The 22,024-nt window shown below is 44.9% G+C and carries 16 protein-coding genes; 3 read left to right on the top strand and 13 right to left on the bottom strand.

Going from position 1 to position 22,024, the window contains the following annotated elements; genetic code table 11:
* Window positions 1–27: 27 nt before the first annotated feature.
* The 7 genes from dnaG to VNM22_16250 all read right to left on the bottom strand — a co-directional run bounded on the left by dnaG (window position 28) and on the right by VNM22_16250 (window position 9,505).
* A complete protein-coding gene (dnaG, locus tag VNM22_16280; GenBank protein ID HWP48715.1) occupies window positions 28–1,827 on the bottom strand; it encodes a DNA primase in 1,800 nt (599 codons plus the stop codon).
* A complete protein-coding gene (locus VNM22_16275) occupies window positions 1,817–2,254 on the bottom strand; it encodes a YaiI/YqxD family protein (protein HWP48714.1) in 438 nt (145 codons plus the stop codon). Before VNM22_16275 ends, dnaG begins: the two co-directional genes overlap by 11 nt.
* 95 nt (window positions 2,255–2,349) lie before the next feature.
* Window positions 2,350–4,731, bottom strand: a complete 2,382-nt coding sequence (locus tag VNM22_16270) for an endonuclease MutS2 (GenBank protein HWP48713.1) — start codon at window positions 4,729–4,731, stop codon at window positions 2,350–2,352.
* Between the two features lie 429 nt (window positions 4,732–5,160).
* The gene (locus tag VNM22_16265; protein HWP48712.1) at window positions 5,161–5,955 is read right to left on the bottom strand and encodes a hypothetical protein; all 795 of its coding nucleotides are present in this window, start codon (window positions 5,953–5,955) and stop codon (window positions 5,161–5,163) included.
* A 308-nt stretch (window positions 5,956–6,263) separates the two neighbouring features.
* Entirely contained in the window at window positions 6,264–6,719 is a 456-nt protein-coding gene (locus VNM22_16260) for a GatB/YqeY domain-containing protein (protein HWP48711.1), read from the bottom strand.
* A 209-nt stretch (window positions 6,720–6,928) separates the two neighbouring features.
* Entirely contained in the window at window positions 6,929–7,978 is a 1,050-nt protein-coding gene (locus tag VNM22_16255) for a class I fructose-bisphosphate aldolase (protein ID HWP48710.1), read from the bottom strand.
* Between the two features lie 153 nt (window positions 7,979–8,131).
* Window positions 8,132–9,505, bottom strand: a complete 1,374-nt coding sequence (locus tag VNM22_16250) for a sigma-54 dependent transcriptional regulator (GenBank protein ID HWP48709.1) — start codon at window positions 9,503–9,505, stop codon at window positions 8,132–8,134.
* Between the two features lie 532 nt (window positions 9,506–10,037).
* On the opposite strand from VNM22_16250, the gene VNM22_16245 reads away from it, so the two are divergent.
* The 3 genes from VNM22_16245 to VNM22_16235 are packed head-to-tail and all read left to right on the top strand — an operon-like array spanning window position 10,038 to window position 14,582.
* Window positions 10,038–12,068, top strand: coding sequence for an MJ0042-type zinc finger domain-containing protein (locus VNM22_16245; protein ID HWP48708.1), 2,031 nt, complete (start codon window positions 10,038–10,040; stop codon window positions 12,066–12,068).
* Window positions 12,068–12,901: a 16S rRNA (adenine(1518)-N(6)/adenine(1519)-N(6))-dimethyltransferase RsmA gene (gene rsmA / locus VNM22_16240; protein HWP48707.1), complete on the top strand. Its 834-nt coding sequence runs from the start codon at window positions 12,068–12,070 to the stop codon at window positions 12,899–12,901. The genes VNM22_16245 and rsmA overlap by 1 nt, the downstream gene beginning before the upstream one ends.
* Entirely contained in the window at window positions 12,888–14,582 is a 1,695-nt protein-coding gene (locus VNM22_16235) for a ribonuclease J (protein ID HWP48706.1), read from the top strand. Before rsmA ends, VNM22_16235 begins: the two co-directional genes overlap by 14 nt.
* A 22-nt stretch (window positions 14,583–14,604) precedes the next feature.
* Here VNM22_16235 and accB read toward each other — a convergent pair whose 3' ends face one another.
* From accB to pilQ, 6 genes are all read right to left on the bottom strand, one after another.
* On the bottom strand, window positions 14,605–15,105 hold the full coding sequence (gene accB, locus VNM22_16230) for an acetyl-CoA carboxylase biotin carboxyl carrier protein (protein ID HWP48705.1): 501 nt from the start codon (window positions 15,103–15,105) through the stop codon (window positions 14,605–14,607).
* Window positions 15,106–15,165: 60 nt separating this feature from the next.
* Window positions 15,166–15,609, bottom strand: coding sequence for a type II 3-dehydroquinate dehydratase (gene aroQ / locus VNM22_16225; protein ID HWP48704.1), 444 nt, complete (start codon window positions 15,607–15,609; stop codon window positions 15,166–15,168).
* 2 nt (window positions 15,610–15,611) lie between these two features.
* Window positions 15,612–17,393 (bottom strand): tetratricopeptide repeat protein, encoded by a 1,782-nt coding sequence (locus VNM22_16220; GenBank protein HWP48703.1) that lies wholly within the window; start codon window positions 17,391–17,393, stop codon window positions 15,612–15,614.
* 243 nt (window positions 17,394–17,636) lie between these two features.
* Window positions 17,637–18,899, bottom strand: coding sequence for an Ig-like domain-containing protein (locus VNM22_16215; protein ID HWP48702.1), 1,263 nt, complete (start codon window positions 18,897–18,899; stop codon window positions 17,637–17,639).
* Window positions 18,900–18,917: 18 nt separating this feature from the next.
* Window positions 18,918–19,547, bottom strand: a complete 630-nt coding sequence (locus VNM22_16210; protein ID HWP48701.1) for a hypothetical protein — start codon at window positions 19,545–19,547, stop codon at window positions 18,918–18,920.
* A gap of 16 nt (window positions 19,548–19,563) precedes the next feature.
* Entirely contained in the window at window positions 19,564–21,924 is a 2,361-nt protein-coding gene (gene pilQ, locus VNM22_16205; GenBank protein HWP48700.1) for a type IV pilus secretin PilQ, read from the bottom strand.
* Between the last annotated feature and the right edge of the window lie 100 nt (window positions 21,925–22,024).

Below are 22,024 nucleotides of genomic sequence, written 5' to 3'. Positions count from 1 at the left end.
TAAATCTTTAATTTGCAAGAGGTAGTCTCACTCTTTTGAAAATATTTCCTTGGTTTTCCTAACAATCTCACGTTTCTTTTCGAGCAACAAAATGGTTTCTTCGATAGCCTTTTTCTGATAGGTATCTAACATCTGTCGGGTTAGAGCCGGCCAACTACTTCGAAGCTGAAACTCTTTCAAACGTTTAAGGCAATCAGAAACGATGATCTGGACGTTTTCATCTGTAAAAGACCGATTTAACTTCACGAAAAGGCTGGAAAGATAATTCCGGTCCTCTTCTCGATCCAGAAGATCCAGGGCTTTGGATTGAAGGGAGGAAGGATAATCCTCTAAGGCAAGGACCTCCGAAATTACTTTCTTCAAAACGGGATCTGTAAAATAAGCAGGATCTAACTGATCTTTAAAAGTAACGATAAGATCCGGTTTCCAAAGAAGTGCGGCCACCAGATATTCCTCCCGGGAAGGGGCTCTTCGTTTTTTAGAGGTAATTTTAGGAGTTTCCGAACGGGAAAAGGAAATTTTTTTCAGTTCCTCCAGCAAGGCCTGATCTGAGATCTGGATCTTAGTGGCAGCCAATTTAAGATATTCGATCCGTTCCACTTCATGGGAAATTTTACTCAAAATAGGAAGAATTTCGTTCACACAGGCAATTTGATTATCCAAAATCGTTATATCCCACCGGGCCACTATTTGATCGATCACAAAATCCACCAAAGGTTTAGCACTTTTCAGGCAATCCTTAAAACCCTCTACACCCAGTTCCCGGACGGCTACATCGGGATCACGTCCTCCTGGAAGGGAAACCACAGAGGCTCGAATATCCGAGCTCAGAAATAAATCTAAGGTTCTCTGAACCGCTTTAACCCCGGCCACGTCAGGATCAAATACCAGATATACCTTCTGGGTATAAGGACGTAGCAGCCTCAAATGCTCGGCAGTTAGAGAAGTTCCCAGGGTAGCCACCACATTTTTGATCCCCCGACTAAAGGGCATTATGAAATCGAAGTATCCTTCTACCAGGATGGCAGAGCCTTCTCGTCGTATCTCTTCCTTGGAAAGATGTAATCCAAATAAGGTATTGCGCTTGCTGAAGAGGAGGGTTTCCGGAGAATTTAAATACTTAGGTTCCTCTTCTCCAAGGGCACGTCCCCCAAAGGCAATCACACGACCTTTATCATCGCAAATAGGTATCATCAAACGCTGACGAAATCGATCATAGTAACCTCCTCCTTTCTCTCGCTGAATAACCAGGCCGGCTGCTAAGAGAACTTCATCAGAATATTCGGAGAATTTCCGGCGGAGTCGATCCCATCCCGGAGGGGCATAGCCCAGGAGAAAACTTTTTATAACGTTCTCGTCCAATCCTCGCTTCTTTAAATATTCACGGGCCACTATCCCTTCTTGGGAACCCACCAGATAATGATGAAAGTGATAAGCCACTTCTCTATGAAGGGTATAAAGTTTCTCCTGAAACTCCAGGGCCTTCGTATCGGTAGTAGGAGCATGGCGCGTCAGGTCCCTACCAGGAGGTAAGCGTACGCCGGTTTTTTTAGCCAGTAATTCGACGGCTTCAGGAAAAGTGTACTGCTTATGTTTCATGAGGAAGGAGAAAACATTTCCCCCAACGCCACAACCAAAGCAGTGAAAAATCCCTTTTTGCGGATTAACAGTAAAAGACGGGGTTTTCTCAGGATGGAAAGGGCAGAGCCCCTTATAATTCCCCCCCACCTTTTTAAGGGGTACATACTCGGAAAGGACTTCTACAATAGAGGCTCGCTGACGGATTTCCTCGATAAGATTTTCGGGAATATAAGATTTACTCTCCATCTAACAGGTTAATTAAATTCCTCCGGAATCGTTGATCATCTTTTAGATCCCGTTTCCTGGGTCCTTTTATTTTAAAACCGGCTCGTCTGGCCGTAGCCCGTAGATGCCTTTTCTCCAGCAACGAATCCATGGTCCTCTCGGTAAAAATATATCCGGCTGGAGAAATGGCCTTTCCTTTTTTACCCAGAACCAAAGCCGCAAGACCGTAATCCTGTGTCACAACGATATCCATGGGTTCAACCCGATTGATAAGGGCTATATCTACCGCTTGAGGAAGCGCATCAACCACCACAACCTGGACAGGATCCTCTCTTCGGGAATAGTGGTTGAGGGAAACCACCCAGATAACTTTCAGATTTCGTTGCTTAGCCAGATCCAGAATAATGTCTTTGACCGGACAGGCATCGGCATCAACCAGGATTTTCATGGCTTTAGAGATCGGGAACCAGAAGTCGAAAAGAACTCACGTGAGGATCACCTTCACATTCCCTTCTGAATTTTAGTTTTCGGTACTTCTTGAAATTACTTCAACTTAACGAGGGTTATCCCCCCATAATGTTCGGCTGTATTATAGGCCGCCACATGGGGATGGGTTGATAGCATTTTTTCAACGGCCGCTTTTAGCTTACCGGTCCCAATGCCATGAATGACAGCTACACTGGACAAGCCGGCTAAAACGGCTTCGTCTAAAAACTTATCCAGTTCTTCTAAAGCAGTAGCTACCGGCTTTCCGGCTAACGTGATTTCTCCCCGGACTATTTCATCTTTAACAGGTTCTATTCCCAGGGTAGGCTGAACCTCTTCTACCGGAGGAGAGATCGGCTTGCTCAGGGGAACCAATTGGGAAGTAGAAATCTGTAATTTAACCGAACCCACCTGAACTTCTGCCGTCTTTTTATCTTTATTTAATCCAAGAATTGTACCTTTCTGATTTAAGGAAGGGATTTGAACGAACTGACCAATATGAAGCTCCCCGGATGGGGAAATATTTTGCAAAACTTTCGAGGACTGCTGAATGCGATTTTTTAGTTTTTGGGAATCCTGCTTCAAGGTTTCCAGGAGTTTAACCGCTTGCCGTTCTTCTACCGTCTGCATTTGAGTCAGAATATATTTTGCTTTCCTACGGGCTGCGTCAACGATTTCTTTAGCCTCCGTGGTGGCTCGATTTAAAATATCCTGACGTTCTCGTTCAAGGGTTTGGACGGTTGTAAACCATTTCTCCTGGGCTTGTTTTGCCAGAGCGTAGCTTTGCTCCGCCTCTTCCCGGGCTTTTTCAATAAACTCACTATCCGTCGTAAGTTTCTGGATCAACTTTTCAAGCCGAATAAATTCAGAACCCATCAAGCTTCGGGCTCTTTGAACGATATTCTCCGGTAAACCCAATCGAGAGGCAATGATAAAAGCATTGCTTTTTCCAGGCAACCCAAACAACAACCGATAAGTGGGGGATAGGGTGTTGATATCAAATTCGACACTGGCGTTTAAAGCTCGCGGATGGGTATAAGCAAAGGTTTTTAAGGAATCGTGATGGGAGGTTACCACCACTTTAGCTCCAATCTGGTCCAGGTATTCCAGAATAGCGATGCCCAAAGCAGCTCCTTCTGCTGGATCGGTCCCGGCCCCTAATTCATCCAACAAAACCAGAGTTCGCGCATCGGCATGACTTAGAATATGCACTATTCGACTGATATGGGAAGAAAACGTACTCAGATTTTGCTCTATACTTTGTAGATCCCCGATATCTGCGAATACCTTCTGAAATAAAGGAAGTTCGCTGTGGATATCCGCCGGAATATGAAGGCCTGCCTGTGTCATCAGAATAAGGAGTCCAATCGTTTTGAGGGATACCGTCTTACCTCCGGTGTTAGGACCCGTGATTAAGAGCATATTAATCTCGTTTTCTATCCGAACATCGATGGGAACAACCTTATGCTCTTCCCCCTCATGTTGAATCAACAATAACGGATGTCTGGCCTGGATCAGACTGATACATTTATCTTCACAGATCCTGGGTTGAGTTCCTTTCCATTTCTCACTTAATCGTGCTTTGGCCTGGATAAAGTCAATCTCTCCCAGGATATCGGTCGTTATTTGGATGGCTTCCAGATGTTCTCGAACTTTGGTGGAAAGTTCTAAGAGAATTTTATAAATTTCTTCCCGTTCCTCGGCATCCAGAGTGATGAGCCGATTGTTCAGTTCTACTATCTCTATAGGTTCCAGAAAGACGGTAGCTCCACTCAGGGATTGATCCTGGATGATGCCGCGAAGTTTACTTTGAAACCCGGTCTTAACCGGAATCACATACCGGTTATTTCGGATGGTTATAAGGGGTTCCTGGATGATTTTTTGCAGATCGCTCCGTTTAAATAGATCTTTGAGGGAATTCTGAATCCGATCCCGGGTCAGCCTTAGATCTTGACGGATCTTTTTGAGTTTTAAGCTGGCACTATCCAATATTTCCCCCTGATCGTTAATGGCCCTCCGAATAATCTGTTCAAGATTTTCCAGAACGTGAATCTGCTCGACTTTTTTAAGGAGATGAGGATAGGGGGTCGTTAATCTTGTAATAAACCTCTTGGTCCGCTTTCCAACCTCCAGGGCCCGACAAATTCCCAGGAGTTCCAAGGGAGTCAGCAGGGACCCCTCTACTTTGACTTTATACAAGGATTCTCGTATATCTTCCAGCCCTTCCAAGGGAAGGGGACCGTGTAGGGATCGAATTTCCTTAACCTCGCTGGTCTCAGTAAGCCGGGTTTCTATGACTCCCTTATCCGAGGAAGGTTCCAGGGCCTGTATCCAGGATCTTCCCAACTCTGAAGTTACAAAATTTTCGAGGTAACTTTTAACTTTATCGAATTCGAGGGCTCGAAATGTCTGGGCATCTGATAAAAAACTTTGGATCATAATTTCAAACTTTTAAACTTGCAAGTCCTAACACCAACAGGTCATTCAACTTATTTAATATAACCTCAAAATTCTTATTTTTCGACAGAAAATATTTACAAAGTCGCCTATCTATAGGTAAATAGAGTTATACAGCGAATTTTTTGATCGTAGAGATAGTCTCGGTTTTTAATACTTAGAATACTTAAAAGGTAAAAAAATTTATGAAGGATATTACAAGCAAATTCGTAGTTCTTGTTTTGTGCAGGACCACTTGAAGGAGGGTTAATGAACTTCGGGGGATTTATAAGGCTTAGTACAAGGTTATAGGAAAACATAGAAGTAATTGACCTGATTCTGAACGCCACTGCAGATGCCCACTCAAGAGCTTTCTAAATCTGAGTGCTCTTGAATAGTAAAAGCCATTAAAGTTTCCTCCTCGTTCTGTCCTCAGGGAGTTATCCAGGTCTGTAGGGCTTCATCCCAGAAGGAAATTCTTCCATCCTGCAGCACGGCTATCTTATGAAGGCGGGCTTCATCTTCTGCTTCGGGAGTAATCTGTTCTCCAGCCACTACAGGAATTACCTGATAGCCAGCTCGACGGAGCAGAGCAGCTCGCCGCTGAGCGCGATCCAAATCTTTTTGATCCACAACGGTAGAGATTTCTACAGCCAATAATACCTCGGATATATGGGGATAAGAGCGAGGTTTACCCTTAACCAATAGGTCGAGTTGCAACAGGTCCTTAAACTCTTCGGACGATAGTTGGGTTTCCAGTACCTCTTCCAAAGTGTGGAACGCAATTACTCTAGGTTTTCGTAGAAAAGGGCCAAAATAAGCCATAGCCTTTTCACGATAGGCTGCTTCCAAGGAACGCCCTGCGATATCACCAACCCTGTCAACCAAAGTTTTAGTAGTAGACTCCAGCTTCTCTAACCTCCTTTCTGCCTGACGCTGGGCCTCAATCAGCTCTCTTAGCTGCTCCTCGGTCTGTCGTTGGGCCTCGGCTAAGGCTTCCAATCGCTCCTCGGTCCGTCGTTGGGCCTCGGCTAACTCGGCCACAGTAGCCTCCAGTCGCTCCAATCGCCCCTCAGCCCGCCGCTGAGCCTCAGCCAGCTCTCGTACAATCTGCGGTAGCTCCAGTAGCTCTTCAGACAAAAGCAAACGCCGTAACTCCGAGCGCCATTCTGGATGCTCGGCTAGGAGCCGTACCAAATCTAAATACTCTTGAACTGTGAAAGCCATCTGCGAATCTTCCTCTTTAGGATCAAATTAAATCGATTTTAAAGACTCTTTCAATCTATCACAGCTTACTACCCTAGAATCATTCTGTCAACCCGATTAATTCTGTCAAAACAGACCGGTCCAGATACAGGTAATGGTTGGTGGTGCTGGAAATGATCCCGGCCGGGAAACCTGATTGGGTTTATCTCGATGCTGTGATATCTGAAATGAAGGGAGTGTGTGTGCAATAAGCTAAAGAATAGGTCGAGATTTAAAGAGGCTTATAGGGTGATGTTGGCGGTGAAAGGTCATTTCACCCTGTTATCCCTTCAGCCTAACTTTCTTCTCACAATCTCATTTACCATCCTGCCCTCCGCTCGACCGGCTACCCGGGACATCACATGTTTCATGACTTTGCCCAGATCCTTTATAGAAGAAGCACCCAACTCAGCAAGGGCTTTATCAACGATAGCTTCTACTTCTGCTTCGGTTAATTGTTGAGGAAGAAATTCTAAAAGTACATTCAGTTCACCGGTTTCTTGCGCAACCAGATCTCCACGACCTCCTTTAGAAAATTGCTCAATGGAATCTTTGCGTTGTTTAACCAGGGTGGCAACGACGTCCTGGATTTCTACATCGGATAATTCTTTGTGGAGGTCGATTTCCTTGTTTCTAACAGCCGATTTAATAGATCGAAGCGCCGAAAGTCGCGTTTTATTTTGAGCTTTCATGGCAGCTTTTATTTCTTCGTCTAACCGTTTTCTAAGGGAATTCTCTTCAGTCATTGTAAGGTTATTCTTCTATCTAAAGACGTGTAGGGCGAAGCGTTCCTTCGCCCTACCTAACCTTCCCGTCGAGCCATGAGGTTAAGTTAAGGTCTCCTTCCCAGTCCCTTCCTCTGCTACTGCAGGGGAAGGGAAAGGGTGGAGCGTCTTCTTCCATTTTTAACTTAATGGCATTACTTCACCGGGAGTGGCCACTCTAAGATAGAGTACTAAGCTATGGTAATATCCTTATTCAAATAAACATCCTGAATAGCGTTGAGGAGCTTAACCCCCTCTTCCATAGGCTTCTGGAAAGCCTTTCGTCCGGAAATGAGCCCCATTCCACCGGCTCTTTTGTTGATAATCGCAGTTCTCACCGCCTGAGCCAGATCGTTTTTACCTGATTCGCCCCCGGAGTTGATCAATCCGGCTCTACCCATATAGCAATTGGCCACCTGATACCGTGTTAAATCAATGGGATGATTGGTGGTGAGCTCGGTATAGACTTTTTCATGGGTTTTTCCAAAGTTAAGGGCCTTAAATCCTCCATTATTTTCGGCCTGCTTTTGTTTTACAATATCTGCCTCCAGGGTAACCGATAGATGATTGGCCTGACCGGTTAAATCCGCTGAAACATGATAATCGGCTTCTTTGGTTTTAAAAGCACTATTTCGCAAATAAGCCCATAATACTGTAAACATACCCAGACTATGGGCATATTCAAAAGCTTCTCTAACTTCCTGAATTTGTCGGCTCGATTCTTCAGAACCGAAATAAACCGTGGCCCCAACGGCTACGGCCCCCATATCGAAGGCTTGCTCTACACTGGCAAAAAGAATCTGATCGTACTTATTGGGATAGGTCAATAATTCATTGTGATTTATCTTGAGGATAAAGGGAATTTTATGGGCATATTTCCTGGCCACTGCCCCCATCACCCCCAAGGTAGAAGCTACGGCATTACATCCACCTTCGATAGCCAGCTTCATAATATTTTCGGGATCAAAATAAATAGGATTAGGGGCAAAGGCACTTCCACCCGAGTGTTCAATACCCTGATCAACGGGAAGAATAGAAAGATAACCCGTATGGGCGAGCCTTCCATGATCAAACACAGTTTGAAGATTTCTCAGAACGGGAGCAGGCCTATCACTGAGAGCTACAACCCTATCTACAAAATCGGGTCCTGGGATATGAAGGAGCTCTTTAGGAATACCTTTACATTTATACTCTAAAAGATCCTTGGCTTCAGTTCCTAATAATTCTTGTAGATCTATCATTGTTCTCCTCCTGTTTATATTGACAATATCAAATTACGATTAAATTACAGGGAGAAGTATAACCCTCTTGATAAGAGTAATTTTAATCGTAACCTAAAATTGTCAAGTCCTTTGTAGAAGTCTAAAGGTTAAGAACAATGCCAGTTTTGACTTCTACAGGTGATATTCCTTTAGCTTATACATCAACGCCCGGTGACTGATCTCCAGAAGTTCTGCTGCACGGGTACGGTTATTGCCTGTCTTCGCCAATGCCCGGGCAATGAGCTCCTTTTCGGCCATCTCCACAAGCTCTTTAACCGTTGTCTTGATCGAGATCCGAGATTCCGGAATTTTTAGGATGATATCCGAGGCGCTTTTAACCAATCCCTCCGGAAGATACTCTGTTGTGATAATCTGCCCTTCAGACATTACAACAGCCCGTTCGATAACATTCTCCAGCTCTCTAACGTTGCCCTTCCATTCGTATGCTACCAGGGCATTCATAGCATCTGGGGTTATCTCTTTGATCTCTTTGCCGGTTTCTGCACTGTATTTCCTGAGGAAATGCCAGACCAGCAAAGGTATATCTTCTCGGCGCTCCCGTAATGGGGGAAGATAAAAAGGAACTACGTTAAGCCGATAGTACAGGTCTTCACGAAAATTACCTTTTTGCACCTCTTCTAATAAATCTTTAGCCGTAGCCGCAATAACCCGCACATCGACTTGAAACGTTCTTGTATCCCCCACCCGGCGAATTTCTCCTTCTTGCAAGACCCGTAAAAGCTTGACCTGTAAATTGAGGGGAAGGTCTCCAATTTCGTCTAAAAAAATGGTTCCTTTATCCGCCTCTGTAAAAAGACCTTTCTTAGCCGCTATAGCTCCTGTAAAGGCACCTTTTACATGACCGAAGAGCTCGCTTTCCAACAACTCTCCAGGAATCGCTCCGCAATTTACTGCGATAAAAGGAAGATCCCGTCTGGGACTACTATAATGGATGGCCTTGGCAACCAGTTCTTTTCCGGTTCCACTCTCGCCAGTAATTAAAACCGTACTCTTATACTCTGCGATCTTTTCTATTCTCCGAAAGATTTCCTGCATCTTGGTACTTTTTCCGATGATATTGTCAAAACTATATTTTTTCTCAACCTCGCGGCGAAGCAAAAGATTTTCCTTCCGAAGTCGTTCCCGCTCCTCGGCTTTTTTTAAAGTTAAAAGGATTTCATCCTGTTTAAAAGGCTTAGAGACATAGTCGTAAGCTCCCAGCTTCATGGCCTCAATGGCGGTATCTAAACTCCCAAAGGCAGACATCACAATGACGGTAAGATCGGGACGAACCTCTTGAATGGCCTTTAAAAGTTCGAGTCCGCTCATCTCAGGCATTCGCACATCACTGATGACACAATCAAAAACACTCTCTGTTAACTTTGCCAGTGCGGTAATACCGTCTGAAGCTAATTCCACTTCATAACCTGCCTCCTCAAGAGCCATCTTTAGCATATACCGAATACTCTCTTCGTCATCAACAACAAGTATTTTCTGATACTGCATATGGCTTGGCCTCCTTTCTTCCATACGACCGGAAGAAATACTGTAAAACAGTACCTTTACCTTCCTCACCTGGAACCTCTATAGTTCCATCCAGAGAAATCATGATCTTACGACTAAGGGTTAATCTAAGCATACGTTTAAAAAATGGATTGAAAACTTTAGTTTAGGCTCTTCTCAGGAATTCCATATCCAGTATCAGAAATCTGTAGCCACCGTCTGGATATCTTCCTCTTTTCTGTTTAAAACTTCGATCCTCTTCCCCCTGGGAATATAAAGTCATCTTCTGCATTTAAAAAAATGATTGCAAATAGAATAAACCCTGTTACACTTAGTATTATTAAGATATTAACCCAGACCAAACTATATAAATGGCCGCTTTATTTCCTGAGTCGCCGGTATGAATTTTGTATCACTGCGTAAAGTATTACAATATGGAAATGTTATATAATTAATTCACCGGGAATTGTCAATCACATTTATCTATATTTAAAACCTTATAATAAAACCATCTTCTTATTGAGGAGCCTTAGTTATGACAATCAATTGCCCAAGTTGTAACGCCTCACAGGTTATAAAAGCAAGTGAAGCTGACCAGAAAAAGGCAATCCGATGTAGCCAGTGTGGAACTTTATTTAAACCAGATCAGGAAACCAAAAATCATTTTGAATTGGATATGGATTTAGACGCGCTTCTTATACCCCCGGAGAATTCAACATCTGAATCTGTAGAAAAAGTAGAATCTAAGGATCGTCGAGAACCTAAAACTGAAAATATACCTTCTTTAGACCAACTAAATTTTGAGCTGACTCAACCTCAAGAAACCCTGGTGGATCTTAATTTGGGACCGTTAACTCTAGAAGAGAATAAATCTTCCCCGTCAAAGGATGAGGAGATATCCTCTACCCAACCCCTGGAAGGACCTGATAAAGATGTACCTCTAACTACTCAAACCATGGAAATGACAACCAAAACTTACATGGATCGTTCTGAAGATGAGACCCCCCGAATTTCTTCCGGGGAAGAACTCGACCTCCGCAAGACTTCCCTGGACCCCGTAGCTAAAGAACCGCCCCTTATGAAGGATACTCCCGATACAGGAACAGCCAGAAGGCAACCCCTGACTTTGTGTTGTATCCAAAGTCTTAAGTTGGGAAGGGATACCTGTTATATTTGTGGTCGAAGGCTGGATCCCCAGGATCCAGAGGTTGAGAAAGAATTGAAAAAAATTCAGGTTCAACCCCTACGGGATAAAACTAAAGTCTCAACCCATGCTGTGACCCCTTCAAAAGAGCCAGGTAAAACTCTCATCCAGGAACCGGGTAAAACCATCAGAAACCCTTCAGTACCAGGCTCAATAACGGAAGATTTCTCTGATCTAGAAAAAGCTTTGGATGCCCTGACCGAAAAAGGCCCTGGTTCCGATTTACAGAAGAAATTGGCAAAACGAAAAAATATCCTGGTTCAAGGTTTGATGGTCTTGGTCGGACTTTTGGGTTTAGGGGTACTGGCTAAAGTTATTTTGCCGTCCAACCATGAAAAACTTTTAAAACAATATTCTCAGCTTATCGCCCAAGAGGAACCCGGTCCAGAAGAAATCGTCCATCTGGGTTTGGCGGCTGCCAAATATGAGGATCACGAAATTCTTAAGTTGATAGCTACCACGCCCAACTTTCCAAAAATAGAGGAAGGTAAGCTGTTGCAAATAGATAACCCCTATGATCAGCAAAATCTGGGAAGCCTTATCCAGAGAAAGGCAGAACTTCAACAAACCATCCGATCTATAGAAGAACAACTTAACTTAAAAGCTGCTCAGATTAAACAGTATGAGTCCAATAAAGTCCCTTCAAAGATCCTTAAAGATTCTTTAGAAAAAGCAAGGGCAGACCTCCGGGATCTACTCCTTGAATTTGAGAGTAAGAAGAAAGAAAGTCTTGCAAAGGTCGCGGCCTTCCAGGAGAAAGGGAAGGCTTTACGCGAAGATCTGGCCAAAGCTATCCAGATCCAAAGGGAAAATATAGATCGAACCGATCCTTTTGGTAAATCTCTTTATACGACCAATGTTCAAAAAGAGAAAAAATTGCTAGATCAAATCTCCAGGAATGAGGATGACCTTAAAGCGGCACAGATTGAACAGCAGAAATATATCAATAATCTGGAGAATCAATATAATCCTCAGATCGAGGAACTCAGAAAAAAAATAGCCGAACTAGAACAACAATACGAATTGGCCACAGATCTCGAGGATCCGACCCGCTCTCCCGTGGAACGGTTAAAAGCTGAGATGGCCCAGTTAAATGTCGATTTACCTTCTATGAAGAAACAACTCGAAGAAGTAGAAAAAATTTTTAAAGATCTCCCGCTCTATTTTAAAAACCCGGCGCATCTCCAGGATTTATCTACAAATCCGAAATGTATATTTTCTTCTGTAAAAAGAAATGCCTTTGTTGAGCTTCAAGAAAAGAACAATCCAAATGAAAAAAGAACCTGGGTTCTCAAAAAATATGAAGCTCAATGCCAGGATAAGCTTTTTAAAAGTCCCTGGTTAGTCAGCGAGCTTAAATAATGAGAAAACGATTGGGACAACACTTTTTGGTCAACCCCTGGGTGATCCAAAAAATTATCCAAACCTCCGAAGTTCATCCCGAAGATACTGTTCTTGAGATAGGTCCCGGTTTGGGGGCCTTAACGAAACCTTTATCGAAAATAGTATCCCACTTAATAGCCATCGAGTTGGATGAATCACTTTACCAACATTTAAAAACTATCTTCGCCGATGTACCCCACGTTCGAATCATCCAGGCAGATGCCCTCAAGATGGACTATGAAAAATTGGGACTTCAAAAAAAGGTAAAAGTCATAGCCAACCTTCCCTACTATGTGGCTACTCCTATTCTTCTTCATCTTTTGGAGAATAGAACCTTTTTTTCCACCATGACCCTTATGTTTCAGAAAGAGGTGGCCGAACGAGTAATAGCCCAACCGGGAGGAAAAGCGTATGGATATTTATCCATCGTATGTCAGTTATGGAGTGAAGTTAAATTCTGTTTTACGGTCCCCCCGGAAGCCTTTAATCCACCTCCTGAAGTGGATTCGGCAGTCCTTAAATTTACCGTATTGGATGAGCCGAGATTTAAAGTTAAAGATCTAAACCATCTTCTTAAGTTAATTAAGCAGGCGTTTTCCCAAAGGAGAAAGACCCTCCGGAATACTCTCAAGTCGCATCTTAATCTGATTTATTCACCCCTTTTACTGGATAAGGCTTTAGAGGAACTCCATATTTCACCTCACCTCCGAGCAGAAGCTTTATCCGTTGAAAAATTCGTCCTTCTCAGTAACTATCTAGTAGAACAGAGAAAGGAATTTGAATACGGAGACCCTATACATGTTAGAGCTTAATAGTATTCAGTTACTACAAGGAGATGAATCGACCGTCTCTATAATTCCGCTGGGAGGTCTGGGAGAAATCGGACTAAATATGATGCTCCTGCAACATCGGAATGAGATCATCGTGATCGATGCAGGGCTCATGTTCCCTGAAGAAGATATGCACGGTATCGATCTGGTCATTCCGGATATGACTTACCTTCTGGAGAACAAAGAGCGAGTCAAAGCCGTTGTTTTAACCCATGGACATGAGGATCATATCGGTGCACTTCCTTTCTTATTAAGAAGTATAGAGGTTCCCGTATACGGAACCCCCTTAACCATCGGATTGGTTGACTCTAAACTCCGGGAGTATAAGCTTTCCAAAAAAGCGCAATTAATCCCCTTGGAGGCCGGGGAAAGTTTTAAAACAGAACACTTTCAGGTGGAGCTTATTGGGATTACCCACAGTATTGTCGGGGGCGTAGGACTTGCCATCCAGACCCCCATTGGGCCCATCATTCATACCGGGGATTTCAAACTAGATCAAACCCCTATGTATGGAGAATCTACCCAGTTTCATCGGTTTGCTTTATATGGCGCAGAGGGGGTTCTTCTCTTATTATCGGATAGCACCAACGCAGGACGTAAGGGCTATACACCTTCGGAAAAGGTGGTAGGAGATGCCCTGGGAAATATCTTCCAGAACGCCAAAAAACGTATTATCATCGCCTGCTTTGCCTCTCATATTCATCGCATTCAACATATCATCGATATCGCCCATCGCCTCAATAAAAAGGTCATTATTAGTGGTAAAAGCATGATTACAAATGTGAATATCGCCCTGGAACTCGGATACCTGCATATTCCAAAAGGAACACTGATTAAATTTCATGAAATTGATCATTATCCCCCCAATGGGGTGGTGATCCTTACCACGGGAAGTCAGGGCGAGCCTATGTCCGCCTTATCCCGAATGGCCGTAGATGAGTACAAACAATTTAAATTACAACCGGGAGATACCGTAATTATTTCGGCCCGCATCATTCCGGGTAATGAAAGGTCTATTGCCAGGGTCGTCAATCACCTTTTTAGAAAGCAGGTGGACGTTTTATACGGAGAAGCCTCAAATACCCATGTTTCAGGACATGCCTCCCAGGAAGAGTTAAAGCTCATGATCAACCTGGTTCGTCCCAAATATTTCGTCCCGGTCCACGGGGAATATCGCCACCTCGCCTGGCATGCCCAACTGGCCGAAAGCGTGGGAATTCCCCCCGATCGTATCTTATTGGCAGAAAATGGGGACGTCATTCGGATAACCAAAGAGACGGCCACCATTGCCGGAAAAGTTCATACAGGACGGGTATTTGTCGATGGAAAAGGTATAGGAGCCGCCAGTGATATTCTGCTCCGGGATCGGCAGCGGTTGGCCGATGAGGGAATTGTTATCATAGGTCTGGTTTTAAGTAAGGAAGATGGTAAAATCATTACAGGGCCGGAAATCGCTTCCCGCGGTTTTATGTTCGTCAAGGAATCCACCGAACTCATTGAAGAAGCCAAACAACTTATTATCAAAGAAATTCAGGAAATGAACCCGGAACTAAAACTCGAAGTCCCTGAAATCGAGGCCAGGATTCGTAGCCGGTTGACCAAATTTTTCTCAAAACGCATTGAGAAACGTCCCATGATCTCGCTCCTTATCATGGAATTGTAAATAAGTACTGAGGGCTGAGTATTTATTTTGGTTCGATCAAAAAAAGCTCCTGATCATACTCCACAGGTTGTTCATTCTCAACCAGGATGGATATGATCCTTCCATCGTATTCACTTTCGATCTCGTTCATGATCTTCATGGCTTCTACGATGCAAAGAACCTGTCCTTTAGATACCATATCTCCTACCTTGACATAGGGGTCTGCGTCGGGAGAAGGAGATCGATAAAAGGTTCCAATAATCGGGGATCGAACCGTAACAAGCTTATCCCTGCTCTCGATTTTAATTTTTTCCGCCGGAGGTTCTACCGGAGTTTGCAAACCTGCCGGAGCTGCTACAGGGAAAGCAGGCTGTCCTACGGGGGATAGCGTAGAAGAAATGGAGGGGGTCGGCAAGGGCGGTAAAGGCGATAAACCGGCAGGTTTCTTAAGCTTAAGTTTTAAATCCTCCATTTCCAGCTCAATCTCGGCTAGATTCATCTTATCTACTATCTCTAAGATTTTACGCAACTTATCCAGATTCATAGTAGGTTAATCGTGTCGATTGATGTGGTAAACAACCTAAGTAGTGAACAAGCCGTATAGTTATGTTTTACGCTTGATCAGTTCAGCCGCCGCTTCAATACCGAGTATATAGCTATAGGAACCGAAGCCGCTTATTTGCCCAACGGCTACCGGTGATATCATGGATTTGTGACGAAATTCTTCACGACTGTAGATATTCGAGAGGTGAACTTCTATAACAGGAATTTTAACCGCAGAAATTGCATCTCGAATGGCCAGGCTTGTGTGGGTATAAGCCCCTGCATTAAGAATAATTACATCTACCGCAGGATAAGCTTTTTGTATGGCCTCAACAATTTCCCCTTCATGATTTGATTGGATAATTTGAAGGGAAAGACCCTTAGAAGTCGCATGGCGACGGATTTGATCATTAATCACTTCAAGGGTTTCGCTTCCATAGATGCCGGGCTCCCTGATCCCCAGCATATTGAGATTAGGTCCATGAATAACCAGGATATTAGGCACTTTTAACTCTCTTCTTCCAAGTAGGATTTAAGGGCCAGAGTTTCTTCGAGACGTTGTCGAATGGTTTTATTGCCGGGAGAGGTTTTCAATAAAGTCCTGTAAATATGAATGGCTTTCTCTAAAAGATTTTGCTTTATATACTGATCTGCCAGGGGAGCCGACGGAATTTCTTCGGTACCGGAACCCTTCAAGGAGTTCCTGACGGGCTTTTCTTCTTCTGTATCGGTTGCAAACACTTTTTCTAACTCCGTCGATTCAATCTCTTCTTCCCGGGCAATTTCCTCTTCTTCAGAAAAGGATTCTAGGGTGTCTTCTTCGATTTCAGACTTCCTGGCCGACGCGGGTTTGGCAGCACTTTTTTCCGCCATTAACTCTTTTTCGAAGGCATCAAAATCAAAATCTTTAAATACATCTCCCTCTCCCTCTTCCAAGGTTACGGACTCCCCTTGCTCTTCCGGGCTGATCCCAAAGTCCTTAAATATGGAAGAGGTCTCTTCCTCTTCCTGCAATTCCCCAGAAGATTCAACTTCTACCTCTTCTAAAGGTTCGACTTCTTCCAGGTCCTCGGTGATACCTATTTCTTCCCTCTCTTCCCCTTCTTCTACCTCATCGATCACTCCGATCTCCTCTTCGAAATCTGCCTGCTCCGATACTTCTGCCTCTTCAAATTCTTCTATCTCACCAACTTCTGAAGTTTCTTCGGTATCCAATTCTTCTTTGAACAAGCCCAGAGTTTCGGCCAAATCCTCTCCTTCCGGGACAGAAATTTCTTCATCTGTTTCGTCCCTTTGCGTATACTCGCTTTCGGATAAGTCCTGGAAGATCTCGGCGACGATATCCTCTTCAGCAACCTTCTTACCCGATCCCTTTATTTGATCAGAAACAGAAGCAGCTACACCTTCTTCAGTTTCCTCAGGGGGTTCCATCTCTTCACCGAAACCCTCATCGGAACTCACCGTCTCAAGCTCAGATTCTTCAAACTCAAAATCCTCTTGCTCCTCCCCAACGGTTATTTCGTCGAACCCCTCCTCTGCTTCAGCAGGTTCAAACTCTTCCAGCTCTTCCACGTCAACCCCTTCCACCTCTTCAAGGATTTCAGCCTCTTCCAACTCTTCTGTAATTTCAGGGGCTTCTTTTTCCGGTTTCACCGAAGCTTTGGACTTTTCTATTACCGGGGCTTCTTCGGCCATACCCAGCTCATCCAACTCCTCAAACTCTTCCACAATGGGTTTCTTCTGGGGTTTAGAAGGTGGAGGAGGTGGTTTACTGGGAGTTGTCTTTTCTGCAGGTTTAGGGCTTTCTCGTGGGGGAGTTTTTTCCTTAGTTGGGGTTGTGGAAGTTGCTATCTGAGGGAAAACATTTCGACCCAGGAGGCTTCCTATATAATCTAGCATGACTTTGCATTCCTGATCATCGGGCTTGATTTTATAAGCAGCTCCAAATCGTTCTGCCGCCTTCTCCAGGTCGTTTTTCTGCATGGCAATTTCACCCAGCAACTTATAGGACAGGAAATTTCCCGGATCCTGGCGAACGACCGTCTCAAACTCCTGGGCTGCCTTGGCCGTATCTCCCTGGGTCAATAACAATCGGGCCAAAGCGACCCTGGCTTCCACGAAATTCGGATGCCTTTTAAGCCCCTCCCGAAGAACCCTATGGGCCTCTTCGGCAACCCCTAACCTTCGATAAAGCTCCGCCAGATTCAAAAACTCCTTGGAGTTGGGATCTTTCTGTAAAATCGCTTTATATTTGTCAATCTGAGCAACCAGCTCTTGATCTAAGGCCATAGGCACTTACAATTTACTAATATTTAAAGACAATACTTTAAAGAACCCCTCATACTGATCCAAGTAACTGGAGGAAGTTCTTCTCCTCAGATAACTAATTAAAAGGATAAACCCTTTTATTCTCTAAAGTCAACTAAAAAGTTTTATCATCATTGTTTTGTAGACCTCTCGCTTCAAAAGTGGGAATAGGGCAGTTAGAATAACTGCCCTATGATTTGCTTCCCCTAAGCTATCTTACTTCTCTTAGGGTGTTGGAGTTGCCGTAGGTGATGGACCCGGTGTCGGAGTTGGTTGTTGTATAAGAAGGGTTACCGTATTACTGGCTGGGATACCTGGAGAGCTCGCAATAAATGTAATCTCACAGCCTGAAGGAGCATTGATACTAATAAACGGACTGGTTGCTACGCCCGATTGATTGGTTACTCTTGTTAGGGGTAAAGTTGGAGAAGTTGAAAATCTACATGTTGCAGAACTGCTTTTGAAAGTTACACTTGTGTTAGGAACTGGGCGACCCGCTGCATCTGTAACCGTGGCAGTTAAGGTAAATGTACTGCCTGGAGATAATATGTTTGAACTTATTTCCAGATCTATTGCTTGAGCTACTGGAAAAGGCGTAGGTGTAAACGTCCCGGGTCCGGTTACTTCGACACTTACCGTAACCCTACTTGTAAAGGTTCTTCCGTTGATGACCGTACTTGCTGTGACCACGATATCTGTGCTACTGGTAATGGGAGGAATTACCAGGGTTGCGGTGGCCTGACCGGATTCATTGGTGGTACTAAAGGGTGTAATGGCTCCAAAGGAGGTGGAGAATTCCACCGTAACTCCTGCACCGGCTCTCTGACCCAGTTCATCAAAAACTGTTGCCAGGATGGTCACAGGCTCTGGTTCAGGAGGTGTGGTGCCTGTGAATTCGACGGTTTGAAAAACGGGATCTGCGGTAAGGACGATACCGGCCACACCTGGACCTGGGGCACCGGGAGCTGCCGTGAATTCCACAAAGGTTGTGGCAAATAGATCTCCGAAGGTATCTACCGAGCCGTTCCGGTTAATATCGGCTATGGCCGTGACGGGAGAACTTCCGGGCTGGGTACTTACCAGAAAGATAGAGGCTTTTCCGTTGGCATCGGTAACGGCACGTCCTTCCCCCGGGGTTGTAGTGGTTACACTTCCTAAAGGAGGTGAAGGGGATGCGGAGAAAGAGCCTAATTCAGATCGAAAGAAAATATCGAATCCACTTACCGGCCTTCCCGAGGTATCGATGAGCGCTGCAACGATTAAAATGGAAGTAATTCCATCTGCAGGTGCGGAAGATGGGGTTGCATTGGCTTCTAAGGAGAAGGTTCCAATCTGGGATCTGGGGCCGATAGGCAACGGAATCCCTCCACCCGAAGAACCCACCGGTTCAGCCCTTTCCGGATCTTCAAGCTTTCCACACCCAGAAAACAACACAAAAATAAAACCCAACAGTCCTACTAAAGAAACCGCAAGAGTATGTGGCTTCATGGCTCCCCCCTTAGTTAATTATGGGAAAACATCCCTGGCAGTTATTCCCATTGTGCCTTTGACCGATACCGGGTTACCTGCCAGATCTTCACCGAAGAGTTCTATGACGGCTGTGAGAAAAATTTGGCCTTCGCCCCCCCCAAAAGCCAGGTCACTCAAAGGCGGTTTTAACTTAGCTGAAGCCGGCAGGACCAACAAATTTTGAGTCACCGTTCCACCTGCCGGAACGAGTATATTTCCAATAAAACGGGTAAATGGAGCCGGAACCTCTGGATTGCCATCCGGTCGAAAGTAGGTAACATTTTGCTGATTTAAAATAACGTCGGAAGCAGGAGAGGTCGCCCGGCTATTTTTAGGAACCGAAGTAATCTCAAAGTCGGCAAAATCATCGGTTACGTTACCGGGAACCGAGGGATCAAAGACATCTGACACAATGTTAACCGGATTTCCCGAGCCGACCGTCAGGGTCAGGAATACTTGTGAATTACCATTACCTCCAAAGGGCTCCCCACAGGAATTCAGGAGAGTCAAACTTACCGTAATCAGTACAAAAATTCTTACAGAACTGCAACTTATCTTGCCCATCAGATATCGGGGAATGAGGAATGCAGAACACCCACTTCTCCATTCCCCATCCTCCACCCACATACCCCATTTTTGTACTTCACTGAGCGGATAGTTGTCTAATATTCCCTGCTTCGCTTTGTTCAACGGTAGCGGCGTTTAAAAGTTTCGGGGTTATGAAGATAAGTAATTCAGTTTGATTTTTGCTATCCGGAATAGTAGATCTGAAAACTCTTCCTATTACAGGGATCTTATAAAGATAAGGTACTGCTGTAAGATTCCTTCTGGAGTCGGTTTGCAAAATCCCACCCAAAACCACCGTCTCTCCATCTTTAACCAGAACCTCGGTATTAACGCTTTGAGTATTGATCGGTGGAACCCCTCCGGCGGTTGTAATGGGAGAGGCAAAATCAGGCGAATTATTCTGGGCACTAACCGTCATGAGGATATGCCCATCGGCTGAAACCCTGGGAGTGACGTTTAAAGAAAGCGTGGCATTAACTTGCTGGAGGGTGGTCTGGGTTGTGTTATTAACCAGGATCGTGGTTGCCAGGGTAAAGGTCACGCCGGTCTGGATAGAGGCTGCTTTATTATCCACGGTAACCACCTTCGGTTGAGACAGGATAGTAGCCAGTCCCTCGGTTTCGGCAGCGGCCAGATTCAAATCCAGAGAAAATACATCATCAATACTTCCCAGCCGGATTCCCGTTGACCCCACACTCGCCCCCAGTGGGAGGTTGACGGCAAAGTTACCGTTAATGGAGTTGGGGAATCGAAATCCCGTTGTATTACCGTGGGCAGCATCGGCATTAAAGGAACCGGCCCAGTTGATTCCCAGGGATTTACTGAATTGTTTACTGACCGTAACAATGCGGGCTTCGATGAGAATCTGCGGGGTTCGCTTATCCAATTTGGCCACCAACTCCCGGATGAGTCGGATATTTTCTTCGGTGTCTTGAACGATGAGAGTTTTCGTTCTGGCATCTACGGTAATGGTTCCTCTGCGAGGACCTGCCGGTTGCCCTTCTCGACGACCTGCAATCACCCCTTCTATAACGGTAACAATTTGAGCAGGATCTGCAAAGTTGAGGGTAATAATCTCGGTTCGCAAAGGCTCCAGTTTTTTCTGAGTTTCAAGGGCCGCCAGTCGTTGTTCTTGTTCCAGGCGTTTGGCTTCAATTTCCCTTTGGAAGGAAGTGCTGGATCCCACCCGCATGATATTGCCTTCTATCTCAACGGCCAGATTATTCAGCTTAAGGATAATATCCAGGGCCTGATCCCAAGGAACGTTGATCAGCCTGACGGTTACACGACCGCTGACTTCGGGATGTAAAACCAGATTAAAATCATTGATCTCGGCAATAATACGCAATACATCCCGAATGTCTGCATCTTTGAAATCCAACGTAATAGGTTGGCCCCGGTATTTGGCCTCTTCAGTTGTTTGGGGAGTTCGAATAGAGGGAGCCTGAGCGGCAGGCAACTCTGAAGCAGGGGCTTCGAGTTCTTCAACTTTTTCCCCTTCAGGTTTAGCGGTTGAAGGAGCCTCAGCAACTTGAGTGGGATGGGCCATATCTATAATAATTTTGCCATCCTCGGTTTTGATCTGAGGATCCACGGCCTGAGTAAGGTTGAGAATAACCCGAACGAGATTATCGGCTCCTTCCGGACTCCGTTTTAGCTGAAAAGAGGAGATTCGCTTGAGGACGCTGGGCGTTAAGTGGACATCTGTAATCTTCTGGGCTTCCGGAACGATTTTACTTTTTTTCAAGTCTAAAACAATACGAGGAGGCTCAGACTCCTTTTTTACCTCATATTCCGGTAAAGTATCGGAGGTAATAGTAACTCGGGTTTCCTTGGGGAGTTGAGAGACTTCAACCTCCTTAATGGTAGACAACTTAACTTCCGGAGCAGAGGGTTTCGACATAATCGCCGGAGCGGCCTTGGGTTCTGTTTCAGCCGGCTTGGCAGCCTTAGGTTCTGTTTCAGCCGGCTTGCCTTGGGAGGGCTCGACTTCAACAGGTTGACCTTTGGGAGGTTCGGTCTCGGGAGCCGCAGGCGCTACCTCTGCGGGAGCCTCCTGGGGGGGCGGCGCTTCAGGAAGTTGTACGACTTCTTCGGATGGACGTGCCGCAACCTCTTCGATACCATCTTGTAAGTCCACATATAACTTATTCTGATCGGGAAATACCTGGTAACGTACCTGTTTAGAGAGTTCGATTTCTATCCGGGAGTTGATCCGGCTACCTTCTTTAGGAAGTTGAATGGGATTAATGCTGAGGACCGCTCCTTTATTTACCGCAATAGGCTCTTTAAATTTCAATTGCGCATTGGGTAGATCAAGAACCAGTCGTAAAGGATCGCTCAGGGTGAAAGCCGTATAACTTAGATTATCGGAAGATTCAATTGTTACCCGAACCTTTCCTTCAAGAGCTTCACTACTGATATGGGTTATTTTCACAGACCCGGGAACTTCTCCCTCCGAGACAGCCTTCGGAGTTTTAATAGTCTCCTTAGGCCCACCACAACCGCTTAAAATCCATAGAACAACAGAGACAAAA

This window comes from Candidatus Limnocylindrales bacterium, assembly GCA_035559535.1.
Lineage (GTDB): Bacteria > Moduliflexota > Moduliflexia > Moduliflexales > JAUQPW01 > JAUQPW01.
This window is presented reverse-complemented; position numbering and strand designations above follow the sequence as displayed.